This is a genomic window from Priestia sp. 53B2 (genome assembly GCF_056099005.1).
The window spans coordinates 1-26908 of sequence record NZ_JBLZXA010000029.1 but is presented as its reverse complement, the minus strand read 5'-3'; the positions used below and the strand labels follow the sequence as shown (position 1 = coordinate 26908).

Genomic DNA, 26908 nt, shown 5'->3' with positions numbered 1-26908 from the left:
AGTCCTTTCTATTCTAGACCTCATAATTGGTAACTTTGTCGCTAATCCATTGCTTTGTACTATCCCAGAGTTTTATAGATAAGCTTCTATTCTTTAACTATAAAAACAGTAGATTATAAAATTAAATTTGATAAATGTAATCTTTGGGTATGACCCGTTTCAAGAATCTGATTGTGCGTTCTTCTTTTGGTGTTACCAAAATTTCATGAGGGCTGCCTTCTTCTACTACAACGCCCTCATCCATGAAAATTACTCGGTTCGCCACTTCTTTAGCAAATGAGATTTCATGAGTGACAACGAGCATAGTTGTTCCTTCCTCTTTTGCAATGGCCTTCATTACCGATAATACTTCCCCAACTAGCTCAGGATCCAAAGCAGAGGTTGGCTCATCAAATAAGATAATATCCGGATTTAAAGCAACTGCTCTTGCAATACCAACACGTTGTTGCTGACCACCTGATAATTCAATTGGATAAGCGCTGTATTTTTCTGACAATCCTACTTTATCTAATGCTTGCTTACCTCTTATAATCGCTTCATCCTTTGGTATTTTCCTGCCAATTATTAATCCCTCTGTAACGTTTTCTAAAGCTGTTTTATTAGTGAATAAATTGTAATTCTGAAATACAAAGGCTACTTTTTGTCGAATTGCATGAATTTCTTTCTTCTTAGCATGATGTAAGTCTACTTTAATATCACCAAACGATGCATGACCTTGATCCGCCTTCTCTAGAAAATTGATGCAACGTAATAAAGTTGTTTTTCCAGATCCACTGGGTCCTAAAATAACAACCACGTCACCTTTATCAATAGATAAATCTACTCCTTTGAGGATAGCGTTCTTATGAAATGATTTATGTACATTTTTAATCTCTAACATTTTTTCTCCTTTCTCTGCATCAAGCATTCGCTATTTTATATTTGCTTAAGCGCTTTTCTAGTACTTTAAAAATGTACTCGACAGTCATACATAAAATAAGATAAATAATAAAAATATCTATATAAGCTTCCACATAGTTGTAACCCATATTCGCGGCTACCTTTGCATTTAATGTGACTTCTGGTAAAGACATCGCATATCCCAAGGAAGTTGCTTTAATCAGATTTACAGTAGTTGTACACAAATTTGGAAGTGCAACGACTAGTACTTGCTGGATGATAATTCTCCTATAAGCCTGAAAAGTTGTAAGACCAACCGAATATGCTGCTTCTAATTGTTCCTTTTTAACAGTACCAAGTGCTGAACGAAAAACTTCAATGAGTAAAGCTGTGGTACTAAATGAAAAAATAATAAGGGCATACCAAATTGGATTTATCTTATAAATATCAAATTGAATATTATATTTATCAAAAAATGCTTTCAAAATCAGTGGAATGCTACTATAGATAATGAAAATTTGAATAATAATGGGTGTTCCTCTTACGAAGGAAACATATATTTGTGCAATTCGCTGAATAACTGGAATTCGATTAATTCGTGTCATGGCCAGCAGAAATCCCAAAGGAAGTGCAACGATTAAAGATACAATAGTAACTAGGAGGGTAATAGATATCCCTGATAGAGCTACAAAAAATGTATCAATTAGAAATTCATAGTTAAGACCTTGAGACAAAATTACTCCTCCTTTATGTAGTTTCTAATGTTTTTTTGCCTTTGCTGAAAGTTTTTTCTAATATGCTAAAAAACTTCTCAATCAGTAAAGACAATGCCCAATAAATAATAGCTAAGGCAATATAGATTTCTAAAGCATGGGCATTTATATTATTTGTAATCATTAAGTTAGCTTTACCTACAATATCAATAAATCCAATCGTATAGGCTAAAGCCCCTTCCTGTAGCACAGCAATGATGCCATTTCCAAAGTTAGGTAAAGCAGTAACAAGTGCTTGTGGAAAGATAATACGCCAATATGCTTGAAATGGAGACAAACCAACACTTACTGCTGCTTCATATTGTCCTTTGTCAATTGATTGGTAGGCTGAACGAATAACCTCAGACATTATAGCAGCAAATTGCAACGTAAACGTTATGATGACAAAAATGGCTGTATTTATATTTTGTAAATTAACATTAAATTCTTCTGCTAATTTTGGAATACCATAGTAAACAAGGAATAATAATACGATGGATGGCGTACAACGAATAATTGTGGTATAGCCATTACCAATTTTATTAAGTAACCTATTATGGCTTAACTTGAAGATGGTTAATATTAATCCTAAAAGAGTACCTGTTAAAATAGTTATACTCGACACAAAAAGTGTAACTTGTAAAAAAGGAAGTAGTGAAGGTAATGCGGTCCAAATATAAGATATATCAAAGTATTTTTCCATAACACTCACCATTTCTAAATTTTATAAGCAAAAGCTGCATAGCCATTACTAAACAGCTTTTACTCTATAATCGCAGGAATTTTATCTTTTTATCTGATCTGAAAATTCAAACAAATTACCACCTGTATACTCCTTAATTAATTTAGCAGCTGTTCCGTCATCTTTCAGTTTTTTTGCAGCTTTATCGTAAGCATCTGCAAAATCCTGTTCTTTTTTATTAAACAAAGGCCATGTTTTGATAACTGCAAATCCATTAAATACAACATCATTTTTAAGATTATGGTAAGGGCTATCTTTATCAACTACTTGGGAATTAAAGGCTCCTTCCATCATGACTCCACCATCAGCACGACCTTCGTTTACCCATTGTACGATATCAATTGCAAATGTATCACTGGCTTTAAGTTTTAATTTTTTATCCGGATGAGCATCATTATATTCTTGAATTACAGCATATTGACCATTATTGGTAGCTATTGGAGCTAACGAAAGATTGGCTGTAGCAAAATCTTCTAAAGACTTAATATTTGCGTTTTCTTTTTTCAAAACTAATCCTGCTTTATTCAAACCCATAAATTCCTTGGGAAAAAGAAACTTTTGTGCGCGTTCATCTGTATAGAACGCCCCTTTTACACCTACATCGTATTTTCCTTGTTCAACCCCTATAAGAAGGTCATCACTTGATGTTCCAATGTATTGAAATTGATAGTCAGGAAGTAGTTTATCAATTTTTTTCATCATTTCAATGTCATACCCTGCGGGCTTTCCTGCATCATCCTGATAGGTAGTAGGCTTAGAGCCTAGTTCATAGGCTACTTTTATTGTATGAACTTTAGAAGATCCTGTATCAGCTGAAGAGCTTGAGGTAGTATTAGAACCACAACCTGCTAATAATCCTGCTGTCATAACACTTACTGCTGTTATCCCAAATATTTTTTTAAAAATCATCTTAAAATCCCCTTCCCATTTTTAGTTTTTAGCTTTTGATAGTATCTTTAATTTGTTGTTGTTGGATAGCTTGTTGAGCAAGCTTTGTAATTGTCATATCATCCATAGGAGGATTATGTAATCCTGCTCGTACATTTCGGTAATAACGCTGCAACGGGTTTGTATTTTGTAAACTTTTTGCTCCAACAATTCGCATTGCTTTATCAACAATTGTAAGTGCATTATTTGTAACAGTATATTTTGCAATTGCTATTTCATTTGTTAGTAGCTCCCTACGATTCGGATCATCAAAACTTTCTGCTACGCCATAAAGTACAAAACGAGATTTTTGCAAATATAATTCAATTTCTCCGATTAAATGTTGAATATGAGGGAGTGTACTAATTGGCGCTTGTAAACTATTAGGTTGATAATGAGTTGCAAAGTTTACAGCGTAATCTCTTGCTGCTTGAGCAATTCCTAGGTAAGTAGCAGGAATATGTAGCTGCCATCCATTAATCAACCCGCCACTTGGACGCTGGGTAATCTCCACTAAATACTTTTCTTCTACCAAAACTTCTTCAAAAACAACGTCGTGGCTACCAGTTCCTCGCATTGCAATAACATCCCAAGTTTCATCGATAGAGATTCCCGGAGTATTACGATTTATTAGGAAAAAACCTACTTGCTGCTGTTCTTCAATCCAAGCAGACGTCAAAAAATAGTCTAAGACAGGTGAGGCTGTAGAAAAGGATTTGCGACCATTAATAATCCAACCGTTTGTTGTACGCCTAGCATTTGTACCTGGTCTTCCTCCACGAGTCGGACTTCCAGTTGCCGCCTCGCTAACAAGTCGATTCACAATAGTTCCATCGACTAAATATTCCGCAAATTCTTCAAGTAAGTCATCCGACCATAATTTATTTGCATAAAGATCACCGATAACTCCTAATGTCCAGCCCATTGCTAAGGAAGTATTTTCATCATAGCTAGCTAGTGTTTCTTGAAGCAACAACATATCGTAAACTGATAATCCCTCCCCCCCATAGTTGGTAGGAAGAGTGATTTTTGTATAACCTATATCTTTTAATAGTTGGAAGCTTTCTACCGGAAATTTTGCTAACTTATCCGTACCTTCTGAATTCTCAACGATGTTTCTCTTGATATTTTCTAGACGATTTAACCAGTCGCGCTGTTTGTCGCTATTTATAAACAATTCCTTCAATTCAGACCCTCCTATATACCTTATATATTTTATAAGTTTACTAGGTTTTATGTAAAAAAAAAACAACTAAATTTTATTTTTTATAAATTTATGATTTTATTATCCTAATTTAAGAAGATAACTTGGTCCTAGTTTAAGTCAAGAAATTAAATAAAATGATGATATCAATGATGAACATGAGGGATAAAAACAAAATCAGACCTTAGGTTTGGTAAGATAATTTCACCTTCAATTCTTGTAATAGCCTAACAAGGGTTAATCGAAAAAGAGTGATCAATATGAAAGGGAAACAGCAGCAAGAAATCGATCTTGATAAAGTGTATGACTATGCTGAATTTCCGGATAAGGTCTTGATAATAAGGTTAGTGAGCTAATTGATGTTCGTTTTTACCTAAAATAATTTGACTTTCACTTTTTTAGTTTAACTGTGTTCAACCCTCTTTAATTAGAAAAAACACCTTACTCTCTAGGTGTTTTTTCTAATTTATCATGTTATAACTTTTCTCTTAGCATAGAAATTTCATCAATTAAATCCTTTATTAATCGTCCCAATCCGGCTAATTGCTCATCTTTGCGATCATAATCATCAATTTTCATAGATAGTTCTAAAATACGACAGGTTTCTTCAACTGTCAGGCCATGATCTCTTGCAAGAGTTTTTACTGTATCAAGAAATTTAACAGCATCATTATCAAAATAATCTTTTCGTGGTGTTTGATTAAATAATGTACCCATTATCTCTCTCCTTAAAAATTCAAGTTTTATATTAGTGGATAGTACAAATGAATTAGCACTAGGTTTGCGACTAGCATAGGCTGAGAGATTATACTTAGTGCAAAGGTGTATTTTAAAACTTGAGGTGTACAATTTACGCTGCTGCCACCGATCTGCATGGCTTTATATAATGGTTCCATCCCTAGAAGTCCAGGGACTATAGATCAACAACATTGTACACAATATTGAGAATTGGACTGTGTTACTTTATAAACTGTTAACCGGAGATAAACACTCCGCAACGTCATTTTTCGGTGAATTAACAATTGTAGATACAGGATATGATTTCATCTTTTTCGCAGGAAAAGGAATGAGCAGTGATTTAAGATACTCTGTATCATTCATTTTAGAGTCCATCCATACATCATATGCATCTTCTTCAAGAATTACAGGCATTCTATTATGAACTTCTTGCGTGATTTCATTTGGGGTTGTGGTTATAATTGTGCACGAATAAAGGGGCTCACAATTTTTATCCCATTCATCCCAAAGGCCAGCAAATGCGAATGGCCTGCCATCTTCCATCACAAATCGAAAAGGCTGCTTGTTTTTTCCTTCTTTTTTCCATTCATAAAATCCATCGCTTACAATTAAACATCTCTTGCGTTTAAAAGGTGTCATAAAACTTGGCTTTTGGTCAATACCTTCGGCTCGTGCATTTATCATCTTATATCCAATTTTACTATCCTTAGACCACGAAGGTACTAGTCCCCATTTCATCGTTATTCCAATTCTTTTTCCCCCATTAAATCCTATTGTTAGAATTTGTTGGGAGGGAGCTACATTAAACCTTGGATTAATTGTGACTTCATCATTAAATTCAAAGTTAAACTGCTCTTGAATCCTATATATATCTGTTGCTAAAGAAAATCTTCCACACATATTCTCACCTTCTCTTTTTTTATTTAATGTTTTTTTAACTCTCTTTAGAACTTAAGGTACACAATTTACAATGCTGCTACCACTGATGCGCATTACTTTATATCCTCGTTTCCTCGAATAAGCATCTTTCTTTCAATCATGTGCTTTTAGCGCTCCTAAAGAATGATACTCTTTTCCATCGCTTTCAATCGTAAGCCTACCTATGACAAGACCAATCCGATATGGTTCACATTTTATTTGTGTTCGTACAGAATAACTATTCATAACCAATGCCTTATACAAACGTCTTTCAATGGTGACTCTAACTTAATGTATTCAGTTGATGGGATATTCTTTGTTTTTTCGACTATCTCATGAAAAATAAAGGCCAATAGCCCAACCTCTAGCATCAGAAGAAATACAATGTATTTTACATATTGATATTTTTTTATGTAAGATGTTTGAATTTTATTTTTTGGGTTAAAATCTATAATCAACTAACTTTTTTTAACAGTATGTGATCCATGTGACCTTCTACCCTCTATGAGTAGAAGGGTTTTTATTTGTTTAAGTTCTTTCCTTCTGGGTATAAAAATAAATTTAAAGTTATCTAAGTCATCTACCTTTGCTTATAGTATGTTTCTATCTTGCCTTCTATCTATAGGATAGAAGGTTTCCCTATGTAATCTGTTTAAAGTATGATTTTATTGGTAATGAATAAATGTGTTACCTTTCTCGCAGGGTATACAATGACATTTCAATCACACAAATGACCTTCTACCTGACAGGAGTAGAAGGTTTTTTGATATCAATTATTTATCAACATCAACACTAATTGCTGAATTAACCATATTATTTAAAATAATTGTATTTTTATCATCTAATTTATTACGTAAAAAGGAATCCCATGTAGCTTGCAAACCCATCGTTTCACATCATTATTCCAACTTTATTAATCAGGGTTACATGTTATTTCTCCATATCTCAATGCATCATAAATAGCACGTCCATCGCTTGAATTTGTTTCCGTATATTTAATAGGCAATAGCGAGAAGACAATATAATAAACAGAAAAATAGACAAACTGGTAAGAAAAGAGACTTGCTGAAAGGATGTCAGCCATAACTAAACCATTTATAAGGAAAATAGAAGCTAAATTAGCAATGGCACCTCCAGCATAGACACAAGCATGGGTAAATCGATTATCGTATTTTAGTTTTTCATATACACAAAAAGAATCTAAAAAGTAGACTGATTTTATTTTAATTTTTCTCCATTTAAAAATGGTTTTTCCTTTTCCAATAGTAAAATCCACTCTCCCTCCGAAAAAAATTGCCATGATAGAATGTCCTAATTGGTGAACCAGAGATACAAGTGGTAATACAAGTAAGAAAGAAAACAAGAACTTAGGCATATCACTGAATCCAAACACACTTCCATCCCCTTTATTATGAAATGATTTACTAAATAGTTCGCTTATTAAGGTAGATAAATTCTTGTTAACAGTGAACAGATTTTCCCAACAAAGAATGTGCCTTTGTGATCGTATGTATAATCCTTCGTTTGGCACTTCGAAAGGACTTTAATCAAAGTATAGGACCAATCGTTTTTTACTAAAGCAGTAGTGAAAGTAATTAATAATCTTTGAGCTTTGAAGAAAATCTTCATTTTATTTTTTAACATTCTCCATAACAATAAACGACCCTATGTATCGTAACCAAAGTTACTAAGGTCGTTTATGTTATATTCTGATTTATTATTTTTTTATCTTTTTCTTTGTAATGAAATATCTGGTTTCTCATTAAAGTTCTGACAGAACTTCGCTATCATGATTAATTTGATCGAACAAATAAGTAAGGTAAGATTCTAATTCGAATTGATCATCTTCAACAAAATCATCTAACACAGGCTTACTTTCTTCTCTCATTTTTAATCACTCCAATTTAATTTTTTTCGGTTTATTTTACATGATGACCATGATTGTTTTTTTGTCCCATCTTTCTTAGAACAAAGCTTACAATTAACACTAGAATGATTGCTCCAATAATGGCTGGAATAATGGCAAAACCACCAATAACTGGTCCCCAACTTCCCAGGATCAGACCACCTAACCAAGACCCAATAAAACCAGCAATAATATTACCAATAATGCCTCCAGGAACGTTACGTCCTGTAATTAAACCGGCAAGCCAACCGATAATTCCACCTACAATTAGCATCCATAGAATTTCCATAAATCTCTCTCTCCTTTTGAAATAGTTAGTTGACTTTACCCCCGGCTAAAACTCATTAATCCTGTTATTTTTTTCCTCTATAAATTTTTTCTCTTTATGTCATAAGATCATGGAGTTTTGCTTGCCCTTTATTTTTGTTCTCTTGGACAACATCAAATGTCTCGTCCATTTCATAAGAAGAATAAGCTATTAGGACAACCCCCAGCATATAAAAACCCCTTACTTCTTACATAATCAGCTACCCCTTACCTACTGCAGTAAGGGTTCTTTTTTATTTTTCGATTGGACAGGCAAGCTTACTGCAGTAGCTACATAGTATCTAAAGAATCTTAACTTCGTTATCTACTTAGTAGCTAGTTCAGTATCGCTACCTCGTTAATACAAGCTTTATACGCCTAGTGAAGCCCCTTATGGAATCTGTAAGGGAGCTGAGCCGAAGAGGCGAAGGGGGCGACCGGATGCATTGAGCTGAAAAAACAGGTACGTCAAAAGCAAAAAAATTAAAAGAGTGAAAGAAGGTATCAACATGAGAAAAACGCATTATAATACTTTTCAAAACTTCTTCCATAAACCATCCTCTAAATCTTCAACAAAACCTCGTCCCTTCAGGGCTTGTTCCTTTGTTCCGTTTAGTCCACTAGCCATGCTTGACCCCACCATTCTTACTATAGGAGGCATCGTCTTAGGGATTGCTATCATTGAGCGAATATTAGAGCGATGGGGTGTCATTGATTTAGTTGATCAGTTTTCAAAGGTCATGCGCTTTATATTGCCTGTTACCTTCTATAGCGCCTTGATTTACTTTTTTGCGACATTTATGTTTTGAGGAGGAATGCTGATGTTTGAGAAGCTCAAATTACGTGGCCAATTAATTAAAGCGTTTCGTACAGCAGAGATTTATCGGGTGGTGAAACATGGAGACCGTACTTCCTATCTGTTTCCAAAAATTCATCAAATCGATCATCATTACACCTATACGCGGTATGCCTTTTCCTTACTAAATGGGATCGACCCGGAGCTTTTAACGAAAAAAAGGTGGGCATTACGGCAAGTATTAGGCAGCAACATTGAGATAAATGGTAGCCTAAAGAATTTTAGCATCACCGTTCATCACAAAAGCTTACCTAAGATGCTCAATTATAGTTATGAGATCATTCATCCTCATATTGAGAAAATGGAGCTTCCCGTATGTATTGGTCAAGATATCTATGGAAACCCTGTTTCATGGGATTTTGCGGATTTAGAAACCTTACTGATATCGGGTGAAATTGGAGCTGGAAAAAGCAGCTTAATGCGTGTCATCCTCACAACATGGGTAAAGTATGCCTCACCTGAAGACTTGCGCTTAGTGTTAGTAGACCTTAAACGAGCCGATTTAGGGTTATTTCATGGAATTGATCACGTTGATGCGCTTTGTTTTGAAGCGAAAGATATGAGAAAACCTTTTGCCTTACTTCGGGCTGAAATGTATCGACGAGGCGACTTACTATTAGAGCACGGTGTGACTCACATCAGCAGACTTCCTTTTAAGCTCCCTCGTATCGTTGTGGTAATTGATGAAATGTCCATCGTGAAGAGAGAAACAGATCTTGTAGAGATGATTCAACAGTTTGCCAGCCAAGGCCGTGCACTAGGTGTTCATACGATTATTGCCATGCAACGTCCGGATGCTGATTTATTAAACTCTGCGTTAAAAGCCAATTTAAGGGTGCGGATTTCTGGAAGGCAAGCTGATGCGACGAATGCGAAAGTAGCCGGAGTACTCGGAGCAGAAGAAATTGATGCAGCTGCCAGGGGTCGTATGAAAATTAAGATTGATGACGTGAAAGAGTTTCAAGCCTATTTCTTAGATGAAGAGGCTTGTAAGGAAATGCTTTCCCCTTATAAAACAAGTATGAAAGACGCTGAACCGCAATTAGAGGTCGTGCCACAGTCGATCTTTGGGTTATTAGAGAAGGAGGAACAGCGATGAGCTTTCGACTATCTCAGCGTGATAAAGACATCATTGGGTTTATCAATCAGTTTCGGGCTGTAGATCGAGACTCATTAGTGGAACTGTTCTTTAAACAGCTGAAATCGCCTGTTAATGCGTGTAATAGTGTGATGGTACGTTTGTATCGTTTAGGTCTCATTGAACGCACACAGCAGTATTCTCCGACGGTATATTTGCCCGTGGATGCCAAAATCAAAAAGAACTCTCAAAAAATACTACATTTCCTTTCGATTCTAGATGTCTATAAGCAAATGTGTACGTATAGTGTGCCTAAGAATGTCATTGTCGAAGATAAGCCCACCGGACGAAAAGGGGGCATTGAACCGGATCTGTTTTGTATTTTTAAAGGATCTCCGTTTTGGATTGAAATTCAGAGAAATCAGTATTCCGAACAGAAAATGCAAGCGAAGATTAACCTTTATGAGGAGTTTTTCTTTTCAGATGAGTGGAAAACGTTGTACTGGCAGCCAGGGAATCAAACAGCTATATTTCCTTCTGTTATCTTAATTACGGCTATTCGATACGCTGTGTCTTCCAATCATCTTCGAATTATCCAAGTAGCAAGTATTCATGAGCTCATGGAGAAATACAGGGGTTCTCAGAAGCAAAAAAAACAAGAAAAAACAAGAATACATTCTTCTTCTACAGGGATTAAAATCAACCTACTATAAGTGTTCACATTACATTAGAAACGAAAAAGCTTAATATTTTTTATCTAAAACCTGAAGTAAAAGATTAATTTGGGCATATATACCTTTTTTAATGGTGAGGTCACTACAACTTGAGAATTGTTGCATTAAAAATACAAGTTCTCTATTAAATAAAAGGGATTCATGTCTTGTTAACATATACCTTACCCCTTCTCTTTCATGTAATATTATAGTTCAAATTATACAACCAATTATCATTATTTGTAAAATAAATAAATGTTTAAGTCTACAAACGATAAATTAATCTACCGGAAGAGGTAATTGAATGAAATGGTTTAAAAAATTCAACGTGTAACATAACAATGATGTAAAATAGAAAGAGGAAAATGGAGTAATTGACTAAAACAAATATTAATTTAATAAAAGTTACTCTGCATACTACTATGAAGAGTCAGTTAGTTTTGATTAGTCACTATCTCAATTTTAGAAAGATTATTTTATCTAGCTATAAGAAACCTCAGAAGTTAATTTATTGTGGAGTATATAAATAAAAAACACCCCTCTCTGGGGTGTTTTTTATGAAATGCATACTATACACAAAGGTCATGAGCCATTAGTCAAAAGATATAGTCAATCTCCTTTGATATTCATTATTGTGTTTTCTATCTAAGACTATATCTGATAAAAATTAAAAACACCCTCACACGAGAGTGTTTTTAGAATTCTAAAGTTGAAAGGAGAAACGATTCGTCAGCAAGCAAAGTAGCCGACCATTTATAGCATGTGCTTCTTCGTTATTTTTTATACTACATACCTTTTTCTATTAAGCCTACAACAGCATCCTTCCAATTAAATACCTATTTATACGAGAGGTAAGACTAGCGAAGCAAGTAATACCCAAAATTGCCATGTTCCCCAATCTGAATATTCAACTCAATAAGAAATAAATGAAGAATTCATCTTGTCACTGATTGCATGTATGTTTTTCCAGTACTGTTCGTAAGTCATGACTCTACGCTCCTGTATAAAACTATTCCTTATCTATGCTCAAAAACCTATTCTTCATATCCATAAGAATCTCCTCATACTATTTTCTTTGATACATTGTTTTCATGGACTAAATTAACAGAAAGCCTATCCTATCCACAATATATAAAACCTTGCATAAACGATAAATTGAAAAAAGTGAAAGATCCCTCTTAGACTAAGGGTTTGTTTTTTTGTTACCTTCTGGAAAGAGTGATTATGTTAACTAAACATGCATAGTATATACAGTCCAAAAACAGAAAAAACTTCCTTATGCGAGTAAGGGAGTTTTTTTCTTTCTTGAGATGTACGCTCTTATTTTAAGGATCGATACCTCAAGGTGTCATGAATAATTCACTCATTTTATCACTTATTATTTGTTCTATAATTATCAAAAAAAGAAACAAACTTAAAAAAAGAGTGTTCCTTAAAAATTCAGTCCAGCCTATATAATTAATGGGATTTCTTTTCTGCAGGTGCTGCTTCTACGGCGATTTGATAAGCATCTAGAATAGACTCACGCTCTTGCGGATTAGTTAAGCCCACTAAATATTGTTCATCGTTATCGTCTTCTTCAACACGCATCAATAAAGTTTCTCCATTCGATTGTAACAAAGCGTAAGTCTGTTCTTTCATATCAAATAGAGCCTCAACTGCATATTGTTTTTCAATACCGTTTTCATCTTCAATTGTCACGAAGTCTCTTTCTTCGTTATTCATTTTCTGTCACCTCCATTAGAAACCTTCGCTGTTACTTTCCCCGTCTGTATTTGTTTTTATAACCACTCATAATTAGGATTAATAGCCAAACGGACTACTCATTTTCGTTAACTACTAAAGATAATAATTCTTTTTTAGAGATAATATAAGCCAATAAACTTTTCATAAAGAGAGGATTACAATAGCTATTGTAATCCTCTTTTCACATGGCAAATGTTATTTTTACAAGGAAGTGAAGGAAATATCACTATCCCAGTTAGTTTGCGTTAAGAGATTAATCCATCACGTTCTTTATTATTACGAGATAAGTACCTTTTATCCAGCCAATACTTCCCTTGCATGTAATCAAGACAAAAGCACACGCTAGAAGTATACACATGGAGGAGGTGAAATGATATGTCAAACAACAGTGGAAGTCGTAACCAACTATTAGTACGCGGATCTGAACAAGCAATCGATCAAATGAAATATGAGATCGCGAGTGAGTTTGGTGTAAACCTTGGTGCTGAAGCGACTGCACGTGCAAACGGTTCAGTAGGTGGGGAAATCACAAAACGTCTTGTAGCTACAGCTCAACAACAATTAGCTGGTGGTTTCTCAGGACAATCAGGTACTTCTCGTTAATTTGAAAGCGCACATTTAAATTTAATACTCTTTATGGCTTTAGTTACCTGTCTTTGGCAGGTAACTTTTCCGTTGTTTATCGAACAAAAAGACTGTCTCTAAAAGAGACAGTCTTTTTGTTCTACTTTAAGGAGAATTTAGTTATGAACTTACAACGAAATTGATCCCTTGGATCTCAAATAGTTTAATTCATTTATTTAAAAATATACCTACCAACAGAAAAAAGAATGACAAACAAGGTGTCATTCTTTTTCCTACACATGGCAAGTGTATAGATTTTATAACAAGGAAATGAAACATGTAATTCCACTTTTTACAGCGTAATTTGTTTCTATCCTTTAGTATGATCAATGGATGAGGATTTATCCATCCATTAATTACCATGTATGTACTCCTTGTATAATAGGAAACTTAAGAAAAACAAGGAGGTGACACAACATGGCAAACAACAAAAGCAGCAACAACAACGAATTATTAGTACGTGGTGCTGAACAAGCAATCGACCAATTAAAATACGAAATCGCGAGCGAATTTGGTGTAAACCTTGGTGCTGATACGACTTCACGTGCAAACGGATCAGTAGGTGGCGAAATCACTAAGCGTCTTGTACAAATGGCTGAGCAACAACTTGGTGGTGGACGTTTCTAAGACAACTTTATAACGTGATGGCTGAAGGAGGAATGGAAAACCATTCTTCCTTTTATTTAGGAAAAAACGAAAAACACCTACATAGAGAGAGTAAATAATTTATTTTGTAAGGGAACAAGCTTCTTTTCTTTTTTAGCCTGGGGATTCAGTAAGATATAACTTACTTTCATCTATTTAAATAATCGAGTGAAAAGCCCTTGGTATGGCCGTACCAAGGGCTTTTTTCTTCTTCATTTACGAATACTCAAAAATCCATATCTCGTAAACCTGGGCTATGTTCATTCGGCATTTCTGGTAATTCAGGGACAGGGAAGCCTTTTGGTGGCGGCGCTACCGATAATGTGCCTTTGTTGCGACTTGGAGATTCACCCTGAATTATTTCACCAATTCGTGTCGGGTCTAATCTAAAGTTAAACTGCATGTTGTGATAACCCATCTCGACATATTTACGACATTCTGGATATTTATTAATGTCATAATTAGGAACAGGGAAAAGTTTGCCCCAATTCACGCCTAATGTTTCTAATGCTTTAGCAAATGCATTTTGATGAGCATTATCTCGAACAATTAGAAACGCAAGCGTTTCACGGAAGGTTTGATTGGAACTCATTTCATAAATTCTTGTCTTCTGAAGCACACCCGTTGACTCGAGTACTAAGTTGTCTAGTAAATCACTAATTAAGTTTCCATGGCTGTATACCCAAGAGCCATTCCATGGATTCCCTCCTGCATCTACAGGTAGAGAGCTCTGAGCCCCCATAATAAAGTGATGAGGATTCGCATGTTTAACTGCTTCATCTAATGGTGCTTGATCAGAGCCTGCATTCCCTGGCATCTCTTCACCTGATCCGTTTAATAACTGATTAATGGTATTTTGCACGAGTTCTACATGGCTAATTTCTTCTAGGAATATGCCTCTTAGTAAATCACGAAATTGCTTCTCTTTTCCTCTAAAATTAGAACTTTGGAAAAAGAATTGCATCATCGTACGCATTTCTCCAAAATGTCCTCCTAGAATTTCTTGTAGGACTTTTGCGGCTGCTGGATCTGGTTTATCTGGCTTAATGATGTTAATTAGTTCTTCTTTATAGTAATACATAGCCATTCCCTTTCGTTTATAGAGTGTATAACGTTATCTATCTTTCCACTTATTTCTCTATTTATTCCCTTAGCAAATGACTACAGAATCTAAGTTAGTTTTTTCTATCTTACTAATATATATAGGCATAGATAAATCAAAAAAACTGCCTAAGAAGGCAGTTCTCTCTATAACAAGGGTATCGTGGTTGACGCTCGGCTATGCATCTCGAATAGTATGCTTAAAAAAGATCGTTGTATTCACCGATACAGTACCTTTTTTTATACCTAGAAGAATAAGAAAACAAGGTATGGAAATGTTAAGTATGTGCATAGCAAAAAAAGGTAGCACATTATCATGAATATCATAAGGAGGATAACAATGGGTATTTTAAGTGGAAATCCTACAGATGAGCCAATGCATTATGGAGAGGTGTTTGGAACATGGTCATTTCTTTCTGTCTCAAAAGGATTAGTGGCTGGTTATCAAACATTTTTAAATCATGTAGGAGACAAGGATCTACATAAATTAGTACAAGAAACGATTGAACAATGCCAACAGGAAATGAAAGGTGTAGAAAAGCTATTAAAAGAGAACGGTGTGGCTTTACCGCCTACTCCACCTGAACGTCCAGAAGCATGTTTAGATGATATTCCAGTTGGAGCACGTGTTCAAGATCCCGAAGTCGCTGCGGCTATTTCAATGGATATCGCTGCTAGTCTAGTTGCTTGTAGCCAATTGATCGGCCAATCTATTCGTGAAGATATTGCGGCCATGTTTGCACAAATTCACATGCAAAAAGTAGCTCTTGGTGGAAAGTTTTTACGACTTAATAAAGAAAAGGGCTGGTTAGTTCCTCCCCCACTTCATAAGTCTAAACAAACGGATTGTTAATGATTAGCTTTTTATAGAATAAAAAGCTATGTCTTAACAAATAGGGACACCTTCTTTATTTTCGATAAAGTACATTATGGTAACTAGGAGCCTATGGCGTATATAGTCTAAAAACAGAAAAGGACTATCTCTTCCCAGTCAAAAAGAGATAGTCTTTTTCTGATACATTTATTTAAGCAAAGGACTGAAGCCTCACGGCGTCTTGAGTAGTTTGCTTAACTTGATTAATAACTATACATAATAAAAAAAAATGTTACTGGGGATCTCAATAGCATTTTTTTTTCGTTCATTTATAAAACTTCAAATTTAATTTTACTGCTTATTATAAGAAGCTGCACATGTATTCCTTTTATAACCTATATCAACATATAAAACCAGTTGAAAGGATGGTTCTTTCACTGGTTTTATACGAGGTGTATTTATTTAATGCCTTATAGCATCATAAGTAGTTTGCACAAATTCATCTTGTATTATAAATACTAGTTCCTGAAAATAATGATTTTTATATAATCTAGAGTTCGGAAAAGCTAGTCCTCTTTTAGAATTAAACTTTTAAAATGAGAAAAAAATGCTGGCTATTTAGAACGTAGTTAGGATGTGCTCTTTTTAGTAATACTTATTCAAAATAGAAAAAAACTACTGGTGCCTAATCAGTAGTTTTCCCCTCAAATAGTGCGTAATTAGAAGTTGTTTTGAAATCATATATTGACCTCTAGATTAATATGCCCATGAAATGAAAAGCTATACGAAGAAACAACAAAAAAACTGTATATGAAAGTAGTTCTTTAGAGTCTAAGACGTTCATACATTTTAATTAAGGCTTAAAAAAACTTCTTCCCTAGGGACTCAACATTCAAAGGTAAGAAGGAAATAAACTCACTATTTAGCGTATAGTGGGTTTATTTTAATTATCTTATAATTTTATCCGTAGAAAACCCTACTGCACCTCATCAGTAGGGTTTTCTATTTAAGAAGGTAGGTAGTGAATGAACTTCACTTCTAGAATAGTCTGCTCTATCAGTTATATAATATACATTAAATTTCCAATAAGTAGTATGATAAAGTTAATGGACACACATGTGATCTTTAAAATTAGCGTCCCTTTCTGAATAGGAAAAGACTCTTCTTCTTTTGTTTCCTAATTGATGAGATATCTTTTAAAAAGGAAGTGAAAGAAATGCCCTCTATCATAGAACTTTCCTGTTATCACAAGTATAAGCCCTAATAAAACATCGTTATAAACGGATATTCCTCTGACCAAGTATATATGGGATGTATTTTTTAATGTTTTGTACAAATATAAGTAATTTATGTATACTTTTTGATTTAATCTTGTAAATGTTTTATTGATAGCAAATAAATTGCTTTCTTTAGAAGAATGATATCTTCCCTGAGGTTCAATCTTATATCATCAATGCTATATTTATCATACTCTTTCTCTAAACGATGTAGCTCTCGTTCAAATAATAAATACTCCTCTGTATTGATCATAACAAGATCTCCTTTCACCTTCCTTACATCCCCATTGATAAAAAATCAAAAAGAACTGCCCTGGCGAATACAAGATAGCTCTTTCTGATTTATACTGTTGAAGTATATTTTAAAGTTTGTTCGAAATATTTAAAAAGTATACCTGTAAGGCAAAAAAACTCCTGGGACCAATCAGGAGTTTTTCCTACATATATTGAGCTAAAGGATGGAATTTTTATAACCCCTCGAGTAATCTGCCAAAGCTATCTCTTTTAATATTAATGAGTGGTATTATTATTTGGCATTTGTGGTTGACCTTGAGCAGGTGCAAATGCATTGACCATTTGCTGCATATCTTGTTGAGCAAGCTGAGGTACTTGGTAATAATGATGTTTGTTTTGATAGAGAGAAATCTCATAAGCCATCTCAATGCAATTTGGAACAGAATCAGCTAATACACGGCGTACAACGGGATTCGTTGTTTCAAGAGCCGCCATCGTTTTCATAGGTGCTGATGCTTTTACAGCACCCAGCATGAGACTAGAAATACACTCATCTGTGATTTCTGACGCAGATTGTAATGGTTTCTTAGGCTGAGAAGGCTTAAGTCCATATACAAAATCATTGCCTTGTTTCATTTTATAGCTCTGTGTAGGTGTTGAAGGATCTTGACCTGTTTTGAAGCATTCTAGTGTTGTGTTATATTCCTGTTGAATAAATTGAAATTGGCGATTCAAGATATCCTTTAGTTCTGAATCTTTTACGTGTGGGCTTAATAATGTGTACGTGTTTAATGTATCTATTGCTCCTGTTAATACTTCTTGTACATCAAACACCTCATGTCCTCCGTGGTTCATTTGGGGAGGGACATTTCCCGTATGCATATTTTGATGTGTTTGACCTGGTTGATTTTCCATTCTGTAAAATTCCTCCTACTTGTACTAGATTATGTAACGTCGTTAGTTTATATAAAGAGAAGAAAATTATTCATGTATCTAATATATGATGATAAAGGTTTAACAAAAAAGCCCCCGAAATAGACTTCAAGGACTTAATACATGAAGGATAAATACCTTATAAGATACTTATCTCTACCGAATAAGGTATTTACATTCGAAAAAATGTATATAATCTTTATCACTGTAAGATGTTTTATATAAACCGGAAATACATTATATATACAGGATTCTTATTCATCTTACTACCAACTACTATCATGAAAGCTGAAGGAGAGGACTTTTTACTACTGTCGACTTAATAGGGACATAATCATCTTGCTAAAACGTCATGATAATCTTCATTATGCTCAATTTTATTCTTTACAAAAGAGCACGATGGGATAATCTTTTTTCCCTCTTCCCGAGCAAATTCGACTATTTCTTTAACTAATGCCTCTCCAACTCCTTGACCTCGCAGACTTTCTGAAACAAATGTGTGATCCACTATAATTTTATCCTTTTCAGTTGGAACATAATGTATTTCTGCATCTTTTTTCCCCTGCTCTCCTATATAAAAAGTGTTCGCATCTTTTTTAATACTAATCATTTTAATATTTCCTCCCTCTATTAAAATAAGGTTTTTTATATTATGTCTTTTTTTTAATACTTATAAACTTTTTAAATGACTAGCATCGAATTGTATCGTCCCCCTACTTAACGGCTAAGGTGCCTTTAGGAGATATTATCCTAGTTTTAATTGATATGGGGTGCTTCCTTTCCAGGAGGGAGTGCCCTTGTATTATTTAGCTTGAACTTGCGACAAATCGCTTTGATTCTCTCCTCAATCTGTATCTTTAAAAGTACATTAGTTTAGCTAGAGGTGTATATGATACATAACTTGAAAATAAAGAAAGACTATTGCTCCCTATACAGTAGTCTTCTTTTTCTAAACCTTGCCCTTCAAGATAGATACATTATATTTCCCCCCAAGTATCTTTCTCACGATTTTATTAGCTTTAATAGGTTTTATTATCTATTTTCTTACTAGAAGCACAAGAAATGAAGACCAAACGATTAACTCATATGAGAACAGGGTACTGGAAAAAAGAGAAAAAACTAAACAATATAAAGAACCTAAAGGAGGAGTTAATATGTTTCGTCACCAAAAAGAATTACAATTTGAAGTAAAAGTAGATCGTCCTGACCCTATGCTTGCTCGTCAAATCCAAGAGGTATTAGGTGGACAATTTGGAGAGATGACGGTGATGATGCAGTATCTCTTTCAAGGGTTTAACTGTCGTGGAGAAGAAAAATATAAAGATATGTTAATGGACATTGGAACAGAAGAAATTGGACATGTAGAAATGCTCTGTTCACTTATCAGTCAATTATTAGACGGTGCTTCTCCAGAGGATCAAGCAGAAGCTGCCAAAGATCCTGCCACAGCAGCTATTATGGGTGGAATCAATCCCCAACACTTATTAGTCAGTGGACTTGGCGGTTTACCTACTAATTCAAATGGGGTGCCTTGGAACGGATCATATATTGTTGCTAGTGGAAATTTATTAGCAGATATGCGTTCCAATTTACATGCAGAAAGCCAAGGGAGACTTCAAGTAGCTAGGCTTTATCACATGACAAAAGATGAAGGTGTACGTGCCACTTTCCGAAAGATGCTAGCACGTGATCGTTATCATCAATATCAGTGGATGGAAGCCATAAAAGAACTAGAAGAGAAAAATGGGGTAGTTGTTCCAGCATCCTTCCCTCCTGAAGCTGAAAAAGAATCCCAACCCGAAGCATATGAATTCTGGAATCTTTCAGAAGGAACTGAATCTGAAGCAGGACCATGGGCTACTGGAAGCGCACCTGATGGAAGTGGAGAATATGTATATCTTAAGGAACCTGTAGCAAAAGGACAGATTCCTAATCCTGAGGTTCCTAATACAGCCTTACATCATGATTTAACTCATAAGCAAGTATTATCTAAATAAATTAGTAAGAGGCCCTTGAATTCATTTACGAGGGCTGTTTTTATTTTCTTAGAGTGTTAATAATTGCTCACTTTTTTGCATAGACCCCACTTTGCCGAAAATTACGAAGATAGGATTAATCATCTATAATAATTAATGTATTGAAAATAGTGCAGCACTTATTTAGCTAAAACAGAAAAACTACTGACCATGCTGTTCAGTAGTTTTTTCTGTTACACTTATCTTATCAAAGGAAGAATGCCTTACGGCATCTTAAATGGAAGTAACGACTTCAACTGTTTCTCCTTTTTCCGACAAGCTGATCGTTGCGCTTTTTCATTTTTTAAATTCCATTGATGTGACACTTATTGGACATGCTTTATCTTTATCTATGAGGCTGGATTTAGCTACTTATTATAGTAAAGTAATTGGAGAAATATTAATGTATGCTGAAAAGGGATTTAATATTATGGTCAACCGCCATTGGCTAGAAAAACCGCCTCAGGCGCCAAATAGAAAGGCTTTAAAAGGAAAGTAGCCCAATTAATAAAAAGATTCTAGTTGATAATGGTACGTAACACTTTAAAAATCCATTATATAAAATGCTTCAAAAAGCCCTTGTTGAAAGGGCTTTTTTGTAAGCAGCAATAATGAACATTATATTGATTTAGGTGACGTAGGATATTATATTATGCCATCTAAAAATTAGTCTTATTATAGACGATGCTTTCTTCAATCCAAAAGAGGTTATTCTCCTTTTAATTGGGTATATAACCCTAACAAGCTAATGAAAGGAAGGAGAAAGATAAGATGAAACATCTAAAAGCTCTTGTTATAAAATTTGTAATGAGCGCTGTAGTCTTAGGTATCATATTAACAGGCATTTATAATTATGATTTTAGTGACAGCATGCTGATTAGTTTGGTCCTCACAGTTGTTGCTTACGCTCTTGGCGATTTGCTAGTATATCGAAATGCTGCTGATGACTCAGACTACAAAAAACGAAACATTATCGCTACAATTTCTGATCTTATTTTAACTTTTTTAGTAATCTGGATAATGGTCGCATCCTTTTCTGAAAATAACAGCACGATTATTCAGGGCTCTATAGTATCAACAATTATTATAGCCGCCGGTGAATGGTTCTTCCATAAGTATCTAGATAAACATGTTCTTAACACTGATAATTATAGACATACCGATACGACATATAATAAATAACTTATTAATAGGAGAAGAAACCATCAAAAGTATACAAATTAGTAAAAGGAGCCGTATTATAATAAACGGCTCTTTTTTAATTTTGAGAGGTGTGATTATGATAATTAAGAGTTCATACTACATACAAAAAAAAGACCATCTCTTCCCAGTCAAAAGAGATGGTCTTTTTCTGTATGTTGAATTAACAGTAGTCATTAGATGGTGCTGTATTGCACCTTGTTTAGTTTGCTCAAATCCTCAATAACAATTCCTTAAATTTACTTTTTTCTACACTTAATCTTAATTAATTATATAAAAAGACTTATATTGCAGGAAATGAGAAGAAATATGGTGAATAAATAGTATCAATTTCTAATGTATTGTTGTTGAATATTAAAATCTAATTAATCTGAATGAGGAAAGTTGGAGGAAGCGTGTGCTAGAAGAAGAGAATAAGCTTGACCAGGAATGGATTAGTCTTATGAAAGAAGCTTATCAATTAGGTCTTTCAATTGTAGAAATAAAGGAATTTATATATTCAAATCAAAAAGAGCCTATTTCTAAATGATGCAGGCTCTTTTTCTAAAAAATTCATTATCTAAACCTTAAAAGTAGTTTATTACTCAGTGACTTCTTTTTCCCGAGTACTTATTATTTTATACAAAGCTATAGATGCAGTATCTAAATCTGTAAAACGTTCAATCTCACCCGTTTTAACATTCCTCAATTGAAAGGTCTTTAGCTCTTTAGAATAGCTAAGGGAGAAGGTATTATGTACACTATGAATGGTATGAATAATTTCACTATCTTTATACTGTAATAAAGTTTCTAACATCTCTTTGATTTTAATTATTGTCATCTATCACTGAGCCCCCTTCTCACTATTAAAAAAATGTTGCAAATTAAAGTTTAATCTATTTTAACATAGGGTATATTTATAAGTTATTACCTCTAATAATTGACATAAAGATTTCAAAAATGAAATAAATTTGTAAAAAAACAAAAGAATGTAATTTTGTATGGGGATTAGATGTTATATGACAGACGCAACATAGGCAGAAACTATAGATATATGGAATAAAAGATGGATATCAAATACATGTTTTAGGGGTGAAAATATAAAAATCCTTATTTAAAATTGATATTTTGAGGAGGTAGGAGGTATCAGAAGTTGAGTAGTGCATCTAGATTCAAAATGCGAATTTATAGCCCTCAGGGGCGACTTAAGGACCTTTATCAGTTTAAAAAAACAAAAGAGGGTTGGACGTTTGAAAATTATAGATATAAGGGTGAAGTAGATAAAGGCGGTAATCCTTTGTTTTATAAAGCCCTCCTTACTGAATCCATTTCCTATCCAAACTATCTAGAGACTTATATTTCTAGTGCATGGGAGAATGTTAACACGTTAAATAAAGAACAAGTTCAGGACATTTTTAATGAACTATCTAAATGGATATCAGCTAGCGAACATGACCTTAATTAACCTCTTATCATGTTAAAAAAGTGAGTAAGACCATGGATATATCCAGATTTAAAGATTCATTATAAAAGCTCTGTTGGTTTTTATCTAAAAGCATATCTAATTGTTGTTAGTACAAAGAAGGAAGACGTTCGTTTATATACAAAGACTGAAAATGAAAATTGATAATCATTCATTTAGGGATACTAACTAAGGATACGATAATCAATGAACAAATAAGGGGTGTATTCAAAATGGAAACTATTTATAATCAGAGAGAGAAAATGACCGATTTTATTAGAGACAACAAACAGAATTTCCAGGATAAACTCTTATCTGAGGCGGTTAACGTAGCCTCTAAAATTAACTATATTTTAGAAACTGGAAATATTGATCTTTTGAAAAATGCTCAAAAGTTATCTCTATATGTTGTAGAACAAAAAGAAGAACAACTCGTTGCTTTCGCTCAACAAGAAGGAGTAGCCTGGGCAGAGCATGCCTTAACTCTTGCTTTCAAACTAGAATGGGTACAGGCTATTAGGCGAACGTTATGGCATTTTCTCTATCAATATGATCGAATAAATAACCATTTTAATGGCCGTGAAGAATTTTATGCCTTAGAGAAGCGAATTAATGATAGGATTGATCAATTTCTTAACACTTTTCTCATTAGTTATTCCAAGTATAAAGATGAATTAATTGCCTCCCAAAGGGACTTAGTTGAAAATCTATCGGTCCCCATTATACCACTTAGCCAATCTGTAGCTGTACTGCCGTTGATCGGCATGATTGACCTCAATCGCATCCAAACGATTGAGGAGAAAGTATTGATGGGCATCTCAAATTTAAAGATTCAAACATTAATTATAGACCTGTCTGGAATTGCCAACATAGAGATACATGTTATTGACCATTTTCAAAAAATATTAACTGGTATTTCAATGATGGGAAGTAAAGCCATCCTTACAGGTTTACGTGCTGACTTGGTGCGAACAATGATTCACTCAGGAATCTCTTTTGAGGACAAGGCAGAAGCAAAAGGAACATTACAGCAAACTTTAAAAGAATATCTAGAACAGAACCGACTGTAGAAGCAATAGAGAAGTTTTCTCTACTTGTGGAAATGCAGATCAGTTTATGAAAATACAATCGTATTGAAAAAGGAAACAAGTTTTATTCTATCTTAGCAATGATTACTTAGATAACCCTAGAGATATAACTCTAGGGTTGTTTTACTACAGTACTGATAATGCACATTATGAAACTAACTTCGTATATAATACATCAACATAAACCATTATGTTCGCTTGTCTGCGAAAATTGCTAAATATGCAGAAGATGGTGTAAAGGTTATGATAGATAATGGCTGGTTAGAGTAACCCTTTCTCCTTGAATACCTTTCTTAACGCTTCATTTACTAGTTCAGATTTATAATCTTTAGGAACACTATTTATAATACTTAATACGTCTTTATCGAAGTAAAAGCCTTGATATACTCTTTTAGATGGCGCTTTCGTTCTTACCAATAAGACATCTAGTATGTCACTAGTGCCCTTGCTGTAACTGACTTTCTTCTTGTCTTTATTCTTAACCTGACTGTGCTTATAATTACTAGCCTGTTTTCCCCAAAATAATGTACTAAAATCAGTGTCTAAAGGTTGAGGTGATTTTCCTATATATTTATAACTAGACTTTTTCCTGTCCCATTCATAACCTAATTTTTTAATCTTTCTTTGGATTGTTTGATTAGTAACGCTGTATATTGTAGCTAATTCATTAATTGTTATTTCTTTATTTATAATTTTATTAAGCATTTCACCTACTAACATAAATAAAAGTCACCTACTTTCATTATGCTTTTAGGTTCATATATTCATGATTCCTAATTAAATATCCTGCATATATAAATCCCTGTAATTTAAGTTTAGCTATAAAGGTAATTAATTCGATATTTGAAATATTTACAAATAGAAAAAATTAAGATTGAAAAATTTAATTGAATCTGATGAACAATTGGATAATATTAAAAAGAAATTAGATATAATAACGGAGGAAATTAATAAGCAGAAAAAACACGAACGAAAATTCTGACAATCTATTGTTTTCTAGATTACAAAATCAAAAAGAATGTTTAAAAAACATTCCATTTCTTTTTATATTTAGATGTCTATAAACAATTGTTTTCGCGTGATGCTCCAAAGAATGTCATTGACAAATATAAGCCAATTGGATGAAAAGGAGAGGTGGAACCATATCTTTTTTTATATCTCCATAGAATCACCCTTTTGGGTTAGAATCCAACGTAATTAGTGTTTAGAGCTCAGATTGGGCTTTATAAGGAGTTTTTCTTTTTAGAGGATTGGAAGACGTTCCAGTAACAACCTGGAGAGCAAGCAGCTATTTTTTCTTCTGTTGTCCTACACACTTAAATCCTTTCTAAATTACACAAGTAGCCTATAAGCGTTATAATGAACCTAGAACTGAATATGAATATACATTTTTAAAATATAATCTAGGAAATTGGAATCCTATAAAAATGCCTGTCAAAATTAATGCGTTTATTAAATATCCCAAAAATCTTCACTCTTAATATTAGGATCTAGTCTTCTTAATTCTTTAATAATCTTACTTGCAGTTTTCAAATTAGGTACACGATCCTTATTTGTACTTAGGTGGCTGATGGTTGAGGTACTTAGTTTTGTTCTGTCAGCGAGAACAGATTGCGATACTCCATGTCTATCAAGCCATTTTCCAAACTTACTACGCTTTTTTCCTAATCCGAACCATTGTTCAACCAAAACTACCCCTCCTTTAACCCTTTTAATTTAATCTTGTACAAAAATCCCCTTTTATAAACTAATAAATAAAAATAAATTTTTTTAAGAAAAGGGAATTTTGTACAAGCTCCCTATCATATCATTTATTAAGACATCAGTATAAGTTGTAATAAAAACTCATGAGATAATTTAGAATAATGTCGATATTTTTGTCATAAACATATAGCATGAATACAGTTAAGACCGCCTTATACACTAATACATAATGGGCGGTCTTTGTTATAGGTATGCTATGAAATTAGGGATTTATTAAATTAAAAGGCCCGCATTATAGAATGCGAGCCCTTTAGCAAATAAGCCAAAATTGGAAACAGGGGATTAACGAAGTTAATCCTTAGGGTTATTGACTTGAAAAGTCTCTTTCATTGTATCAATATAGCAATTATTTTAAAATATGTAAAAGTCATCATTTTATTGGCTCTAAATGTAATCAACCAAGGAATTTAGTTACAAATATTATTATTTATAGAATAGTAATATAAAACCTTTTATTGTTTCCTAGACGTTAACTTTTCTAAAAATCTCCTAAGATTATCAGCAATCCTTAAAGTAACTAGATCACGTTCATATGATTCTTCCTAATCCAGAAAATTAAGAATAAGATTGATTTTATTGTAATGAAAGTTTAATTATAAATAATTTCTCCATGCCAGCTTTGCAATAGGAATTGATTTAGATATAGGCATGTTCTCACTATGAAAATTACATCCCTGCTCCTCCAGAGAGGCTTCGCAGCAACTTATACCATATTCGCATAAGGGTGTTCACTAAAATCTTTACTGCTACCCAAAAACCGTTCAATTGGGTGCCTCTTACTGATTGCAGTTAATAGACTCGATTCCCAAGCTGCGCAACTATGATGTCTTTTTTGAAAAGCTTAATAAGAGTGAAGAAACTGAACTCGGAAATAGCTATCTACTTTTGATATTCATAGACAACAGGAACTTGATCCATTTTCACCGTTTTGGCCACAACATAACGACGGTATCCATCTTTTAAGATCTTTGACCCTTTTTCAATCGTCAACGGCTCATCTAAGCGCC

30 protein-coding genes are annotated in these 26908 nt (G+C 33.9%); 12 read left to right on the top strand and 18 right to left on the bottom strand.

Annotation, left to right across the window (positions count from 1 at the left end; all coding sequences use genetic code 11):
- Positions 1–121: 121 nt before the first annotated feature.
- From ACN6NE_RS24400 to ACN6NE_RS24355, 10 genes are all read right to left on the bottom strand, one after another.
- The gene (locus ACN6NE_RS24400) at positions 122–880 is read right to left on the bottom strand and encodes an amino acid ABC transporter ATP-binding protein (RefSeq protein ID WP_474327836.1); all 759 of its coding nucleotides are present in this window, start codon (positions 878–880) and stop codon (positions 122–124) included.
- A gap of 19 nt (positions 881–899) precedes the next feature.
- Positions 900–1613, bottom strand: a complete 714-nt coding sequence (locus ACN6NE_RS24395; RefSeq protein ID WP_474327834.1) for an amino acid ABC transporter permease — start codon at positions 1611–1613, stop codon at positions 900–902.
- 13 nt (positions 1614–1626) lie between these two features.
- A complete protein-coding gene (locus ACN6NE_RS24390; RefSeq protein ID WP_474327832.1) occupies positions 1627–2334 on the bottom strand; it encodes an amino acid ABC transporter permease in 708 nt (235 codons plus the stop codon).
- 81 nt (positions 2335–2415) lie between these two features.
- A complete protein-coding gene (locus tag ACN6NE_RS24385; RefSeq protein WP_474327830.1) occupies positions 2416–3282 on the bottom strand; it encodes a transporter substrate-binding domain-containing protein in 867 nt (288 codons plus the stop codon).
- A gap of 28 nt (positions 3283–3310) precedes the next feature.
- Positions 3311–4486 carry an acyl-CoA dehydrogenase family protein gene (locus ACN6NE_RS24380; protein WP_474327828.1) on the bottom strand — a complete coding sequence of 392 codons (1176 nt, stop codon included), beginning with the start codon at positions 4484–4486 and terminating at the stop codon, positions 3311–3313.
- A gap of 492 nt (positions 4487–4978) precedes the next feature.
- Entirely contained in the window at positions 4979–5221 is a 243-nt protein-coding gene (locus ACN6NE_RS24375; protein ID WP_230185615.1) for a hypothetical protein, read from the bottom strand.
- A 246-nt stretch (positions 5222–5467) separates the two neighbouring features.
- The gene (locus tag ACN6NE_RS24370) at positions 5468–6142 is read right to left on the bottom strand and encodes an SOS response-associated peptidase (RefSeq protein ID WP_474327826.1); all 675 of its coding nucleotides are present in this window, start codon (positions 6140–6142) and stop codon (positions 5468–5470) included.
- A 931-nt stretch (positions 6143–7073) separates the two neighbouring features.
- On the bottom strand, positions 7074–7553 hold the full coding sequence (locus ACN6NE_RS24365; protein ID WP_474327824.1) for a site-2 protease family protein: 480 nt from the start codon (positions 7551–7553) through the stop codon (positions 7074–7076).
- A 369-nt stretch (positions 7554–7922) separates the two neighbouring features.
- On the bottom strand, positions 7923–8048 hold the full coding sequence (locus ACN6NE_RS24360) for a hypothetical protein (RefSeq protein ID WP_474327822.1): 126 nt from the start codon (positions 8046–8048) through the stop codon (positions 7923–7925).
- A 31-nt stretch (positions 8049–8079) separates the two neighbouring features.
- On the bottom strand, positions 8080–8355 hold the full coding sequence (locus tag ACN6NE_RS24355) for a GlsB/YeaQ/YmgE family stress response membrane protein (RefSeq protein WP_200509026.1): 276 nt from the start codon (positions 8353–8355) through the stop codon (positions 8080–8082).
- 526 nt (positions 8356–8881) lie between these two features.
- Here ACN6NE_RS24355 and ACN6NE_RS24350 point away from each other — a divergent pair.
- Genes ACN6NE_RS24350 through ACN6NE_RS24340 form a run of 3 tightly spaced genes read left to right on the top strand, consistent with a single transcriptional unit; the run spans position 8882 to position 11019 of the window.
- Complete coding sequence (locus ACN6NE_RS24350) at positions 8882–9181, top strand: hypothetical protein (protein ID WP_474327819.1); 300 nt, start codon at positions 8882–8884, stop codon at positions 9179–9181.
- Between the two features lie 12 nt (positions 9182–9193).
- On the top strand, positions 9194–10327 hold the full coding sequence (locus ACN6NE_RS24345; protein ID WP_474327817.1) for an FtsK/SpoIIIE domain-containing protein: 1134 nt from the start codon (positions 9194–9196) through the stop codon (positions 10325–10327).
- Positions 10324–11019, top strand: coding sequence for a hypothetical protein (locus tag ACN6NE_RS24340; RefSeq protein ID WP_474327815.1), 696 nt, complete (start codon positions 10324–10326; stop codon positions 11017–11019). Before ACN6NE_RS24345 ends, ACN6NE_RS24340 begins: the two co-directional genes overlap by 4 nt.
- Positions 11020–12477: 1458 nt before the next feature.
- On the opposite strand, the gene ACN6NE_RS24335 is transcribed toward ACN6NE_RS24340, so the two are convergent.
- Positions 12478–12744: a DUF1292 domain-containing protein gene (locus tag ACN6NE_RS24335; protein ID WP_474327813.1), complete on the bottom strand. Its 267-nt coding sequence runs from the start codon at positions 12742–12744 to the stop codon at positions 12478–12480.
- A gap of 396 nt (positions 12745–13140) precedes the next feature.
- On the opposite strand from ACN6NE_RS24335, the gene ACN6NE_RS24330 reads away from it, so the two are divergent.
- Positions 13141–13368 carry a small, acid-soluble spore protein, alpha/beta type gene (locus ACN6NE_RS24330; RefSeq protein ID WP_474327811.1) on the top strand — a complete coding sequence of 76 codons (228 nt, stop codon included), beginning with the start codon at positions 13141–13143 and terminating at the stop codon, positions 13366–13368.
- Between the two features lie 438 nt (positions 13369–13806).
- Positions 13807–14016, top strand: coding sequence for an alpha/beta-type small acid-soluble spore protein (locus ACN6NE_RS24325; RefSeq protein WP_061860438.1), 210 nt, complete (start codon positions 13807–13809; stop codon positions 14014–14016).
- 244 nt (positions 14017–14260) lie between these two features.
- Here ACN6NE_RS24325 and ACN6NE_RS24320 read toward each other — a convergent pair whose 3' ends face one another.
- Complete coding sequence (locus ACN6NE_RS24320; RefSeq protein ID WP_474327809.1) at positions 14261–15115, bottom strand: manganese catalase family protein; 855 nt, start codon at positions 15113–15115, stop codon at positions 14261–14263.
- Positions 15116–15475: 360 nt separating this feature from the next.
- Here ACN6NE_RS24320 and ACN6NE_RS24315 point away from each other — a divergent pair, with 360 nt between their 5' ends.
- A complete protein-coding gene (locus ACN6NE_RS24315; RefSeq protein ID WP_474327807.1) occupies positions 15476–15988 on the top strand; it encodes a DUF3231 family protein in 513 nt (170 codons plus the stop codon).
- 1326 nt (positions 15989–17314) lie between these two features.
- Here ACN6NE_RS24315 and ACN6NE_RS24310 read toward each other — a convergent pair.
- The 3 genes from ACN6NE_RS24310 to ACN6NE_RS24300 all read right to left on the bottom strand — a co-directional run bounded on the left by ACN6NE_RS24310 (position 17315) and on the right by ACN6NE_RS24300 (position 19003).
- Complete coding sequence (locus tag ACN6NE_RS24310; protein ID WP_165351740.1) at positions 17315–17479, bottom strand: hypothetical protein; 165 nt, start codon at positions 17477–17479, stop codon at positions 17315–17317.
- A 257-nt stretch (positions 17480–17736) separates the two neighbouring features.
- On the bottom strand, positions 17737–18375 hold the full coding sequence (locus ACN6NE_RS24305; protein ID WP_129709754.1) for a spore coat protein: 639 nt from the start codon (positions 18373–18375) through the stop codon (positions 17737–17739).
- A gap of 352 nt (positions 18376–18727) precedes the next feature.
- A complete protein-coding gene (locus ACN6NE_RS24300; RefSeq protein ID WP_129709752.1) occupies positions 18728–19003 on the bottom strand; it encodes a GNAT family N-acetyltransferase in 276 nt (91 codons plus the stop codon).
- A 544-nt stretch (positions 19004–19547) separates the two neighbouring features.
- Here ACN6NE_RS24300 and ACN6NE_RS24295 point away from each other — a divergent pair.
- The 4 genes from ACN6NE_RS24295 to sinI all read left to right on the top strand — a co-directional run bounded on the left by ACN6NE_RS24295 (position 19548) and on the right by sinI (position 22137).
- Entirely contained in the window at positions 19548–20390 is an 843-nt protein-coding gene (locus ACN6NE_RS24295) for a manganese catalase (protein WP_182007513.1), read from the top strand.
- 256 nt (positions 20391–20646) lie between these two features.
- Positions 20647–20907, top strand: coding sequence for a DUF3231 family protein (locus ACN6NE_RS24290; RefSeq protein ID WP_240702703.1), 261 nt, complete (start codon positions 20647–20649; stop codon positions 20905–20907).
- Positions 20908–21179: 272 nt separating this feature from the next.
- A complete protein-coding gene (locus ACN6NE_RS24285; protein WP_474327803.1) occupies positions 21180–21590 on the top strand; it encodes a YndM family protein in 411 nt (136 codons plus the stop codon).
- 415 nt (positions 21591–22005) lie between these two features.
- Entirely contained in the window at positions 22006–22137 is a 132-nt protein-coding gene (gene sinI / locus ACN6NE_RS24280) for a DNA-binding anti-repressor SinI (RefSeq protein WP_129709746.1), read from the top strand.
- Between the two features lie 51 nt (positions 22138–22188).
- On the opposite strand, the gene ACN6NE_RS24275 is transcribed toward sinI, so the two are convergent.
- The gene (locus ACN6NE_RS24275) at positions 22189–22428 is read right to left on the bottom strand and encodes a hypothetical protein (RefSeq protein ID WP_129709744.1); all 240 of its coding nucleotides are present in this window, start codon (positions 22426–22428) and stop codon (positions 22189–22191) included.
- Positions 22429–22740: 312 nt separating this feature from the next.
- On the opposite strand from ACN6NE_RS24275, the gene ACN6NE_RS24270 reads away from it, so the two are divergent.
- Positions 22741–23052, top strand: coding sequence for a hypothetical protein (locus tag ACN6NE_RS24270; protein ID WP_240702702.1), 312 nt, complete (start codon positions 22741–22743; stop codon positions 23050–23052).
- Between the two features lie 230 nt (positions 23053–23282).
- The gene (locus ACN6NE_RS24265; protein ID WP_474327800.1) at positions 23283–24119 is read left to right on the top strand and encodes an STAS domain-containing protein; all 837 of its coding nucleotides are present in this window, start codon (positions 23283–23285) and stop codon (positions 24117–24119) included.
- A gap of 279 nt (positions 24120–24398) precedes the next feature.
- Here the strand turns inward: ACN6NE_RS24265 and ACN6NE_RS24260 are convergent, their stop codons facing one another.
- Both ACN6NE_RS24260 and ACN6NE_RS24255 read right to left on the bottom strand, forming a co-directional pair.
- Positions 24399–24857 (bottom strand): HTH domain-containing protein, encoded by a 459-nt coding sequence (locus tag ACN6NE_RS24260; RefSeq protein WP_474327799.1) that lies wholly within the window; start codon positions 24855–24857, stop codon positions 24399–24401.
- Between the two features lie 732 nt (positions 24858–25589).
- Positions 25590–25826 (bottom strand): helix-turn-helix domain-containing protein, encoded by a 237-nt coding sequence (locus tag ACN6NE_RS24255; protein WP_029325683.1) that lies wholly within the window; start codon positions 25824–25826, stop codon positions 25590–25592.
- Positions 25827–26908 lie beyond the last annotated feature (1082 nt).

Excerpts from the sequence above, each read along its gene's own strand:
- ACN6NE_RS24400 (WP_474327836.1), bottom strand. The coding sequence starts at position 880 with ATGTTAGAGATTAAAAATGTACATAAATCATTTCATAAGAACGCTATC.
- ACN6NE_RS24390 (WP_474327832.1), bottom strand. The coding sequence starts at position 2,334 with ATGGAAAAATACTTTGATATATCTTATATTTGGACCGCATTACCTTCA.
- ACN6NE_RS24385 (WP_474327830.1), bottom strand. The coding sequence starts at position 3,282 with ATGATTTTTAAAAAAATATTTGGGATAACAGCAGTAAGTGTTATGACA.
- ACN6NE_RS24375 (WP_230185615.1), bottom strand. The coding sequence starts at position 5,221 with ATGGGTACATTATTTAATCAAACACCACGAAAAGATTATTTTGATAAT.
- ACN6NE_RS24370 (WP_474327826.1), bottom strand. The coding sequence starts at position 6,142 with ATGTGTGGAAGATTTTCTTTAGCAACAGATATATATAGGATTCAAGAG.
- ACN6NE_RS24360 (WP_474327822.1), bottom strand. The coding sequence starts at position 8,048 with ATGAGAGAAGAAAGTAAGCCTGTGTTAGATGATTTTGTTGAAGATGAT.
- ACN6NE_RS24355 (WP_200509026.1), bottom strand. The coding sequence starts at position 8,355 with ATGGAAATTCTATGGATGCTAATTGTAGGTGGAATTATCGGTTGGCTT.
- ACN6NE_RS24350 (WP_474327819.1), top strand. The coding sequence starts at position 8,882 with ATGAGAAAAACGCATTATAATACTTTTCAAAACTTCTTCCATAAACCA.
- ACN6NE_RS24345 (WP_474327817.1), top strand. The coding sequence starts at position 9,194 with ATGTTTGAGAAGCTCAAATTACGTGGCCAATTAATTAAAGCGTTTCGT.
- ACN6NE_RS24340 (WP_474327815.1), top strand. The coding sequence starts at position 10,324 with ATGAGCTTTCGACTATCTCAGCGTGATAAAGACATCATTGGGTTTATC.
- ACN6NE_RS24335 (WP_474327813.1), bottom strand. The coding sequence starts at position 12,744 with ATGAATAACGAAGAAAGAGACTTCGTGACAATTGAAGATGAAAACGGT.
- ACN6NE_RS24330 (WP_474327811.1), top strand. The coding sequence starts at position 13,141 with ATGTCAAACAACAGTGGAAGTCGTAACCAACTATTAGTACGCGGATCT.
- ACN6NE_RS24325 (WP_061860438.1), top strand. The coding sequence starts at position 13,807 with ATGGCAAACAACAAAAGCAGCAACAACAACGAATTATTAGTACGTGGT.
- ACN6NE_RS24320 (WP_474327809.1), bottom strand. The coding sequence starts at position 15,115 with ATGTATTACTATAAAGAAGAACTAATTAACATCATTAAGCCAGATAAA.
- ACN6NE_RS24315 (WP_474327807.1), top strand. The coding sequence starts at position 15,476 with ATGGGTATTTTAAGTGGAAATCCTACAGATGAGCCAATGCATTATGGA.
- ACN6NE_RS24310 (WP_165351740.1), bottom strand. The coding sequence starts at position 17,479 with ATGATCAATACAGAGGAGTATTTATTATTTGAACGAGAGCTACATCGT.
- ACN6NE_RS24305 (WP_129709754.1), bottom strand. The coding sequence starts at position 18,375 with ATGGAAAATCAACCAGGTCAAACACATCAAAATATGCATACGGGAAAT.
- ACN6NE_RS24300 (WP_129709752.1), bottom strand. The coding sequence starts at position 19,003 with ATGATTAGTATTAAAAAAGATGCGAACACTTTTTATATAGGAGAGCAG.
- ACN6NE_RS24295 (WP_182007513.1), top strand. The coding sequence starts at position 19,548 with ATGTTTCGTCACCAAAAAGAATTACAATTTGAAGTAAAAGTAGATCGT.
- ACN6NE_RS24290 (WP_240702703.1), top strand. The coding sequence starts at position 20,647 with ATGGAAGTAACGACTTCAACTGTTTCTCCTTTTTCCGACAAGCTGATC.
- ACN6NE_RS24285 (WP_474327803.1), top strand. The coding sequence starts at position 21,180 with ATGAAACATCTAAAAGCTCTTGTTATAAAATTTGTAATGAGCGCTGTA.
- ACN6NE_RS24275 (WP_129709744.1), bottom strand. The coding sequence starts at position 22,428 with ATGACAATAATTAAAATCAAAGAGATGTTAGAAACTTTATTACAGTAT.
- ACN6NE_RS24265 (WP_474327800.1), top strand. The coding sequence starts at position 23,283 with ATGGAAACTATTTATAATCAGAGAGAGAAAATGACCGATTTTATTAGA.
- ACN6NE_RS24260 (WP_474327799.1), bottom strand. The coding sequence starts at position 24,857 with ATGTTAGTAGGTGAAATGCTTAATAAAATTATAAATAAAGAAATAACA.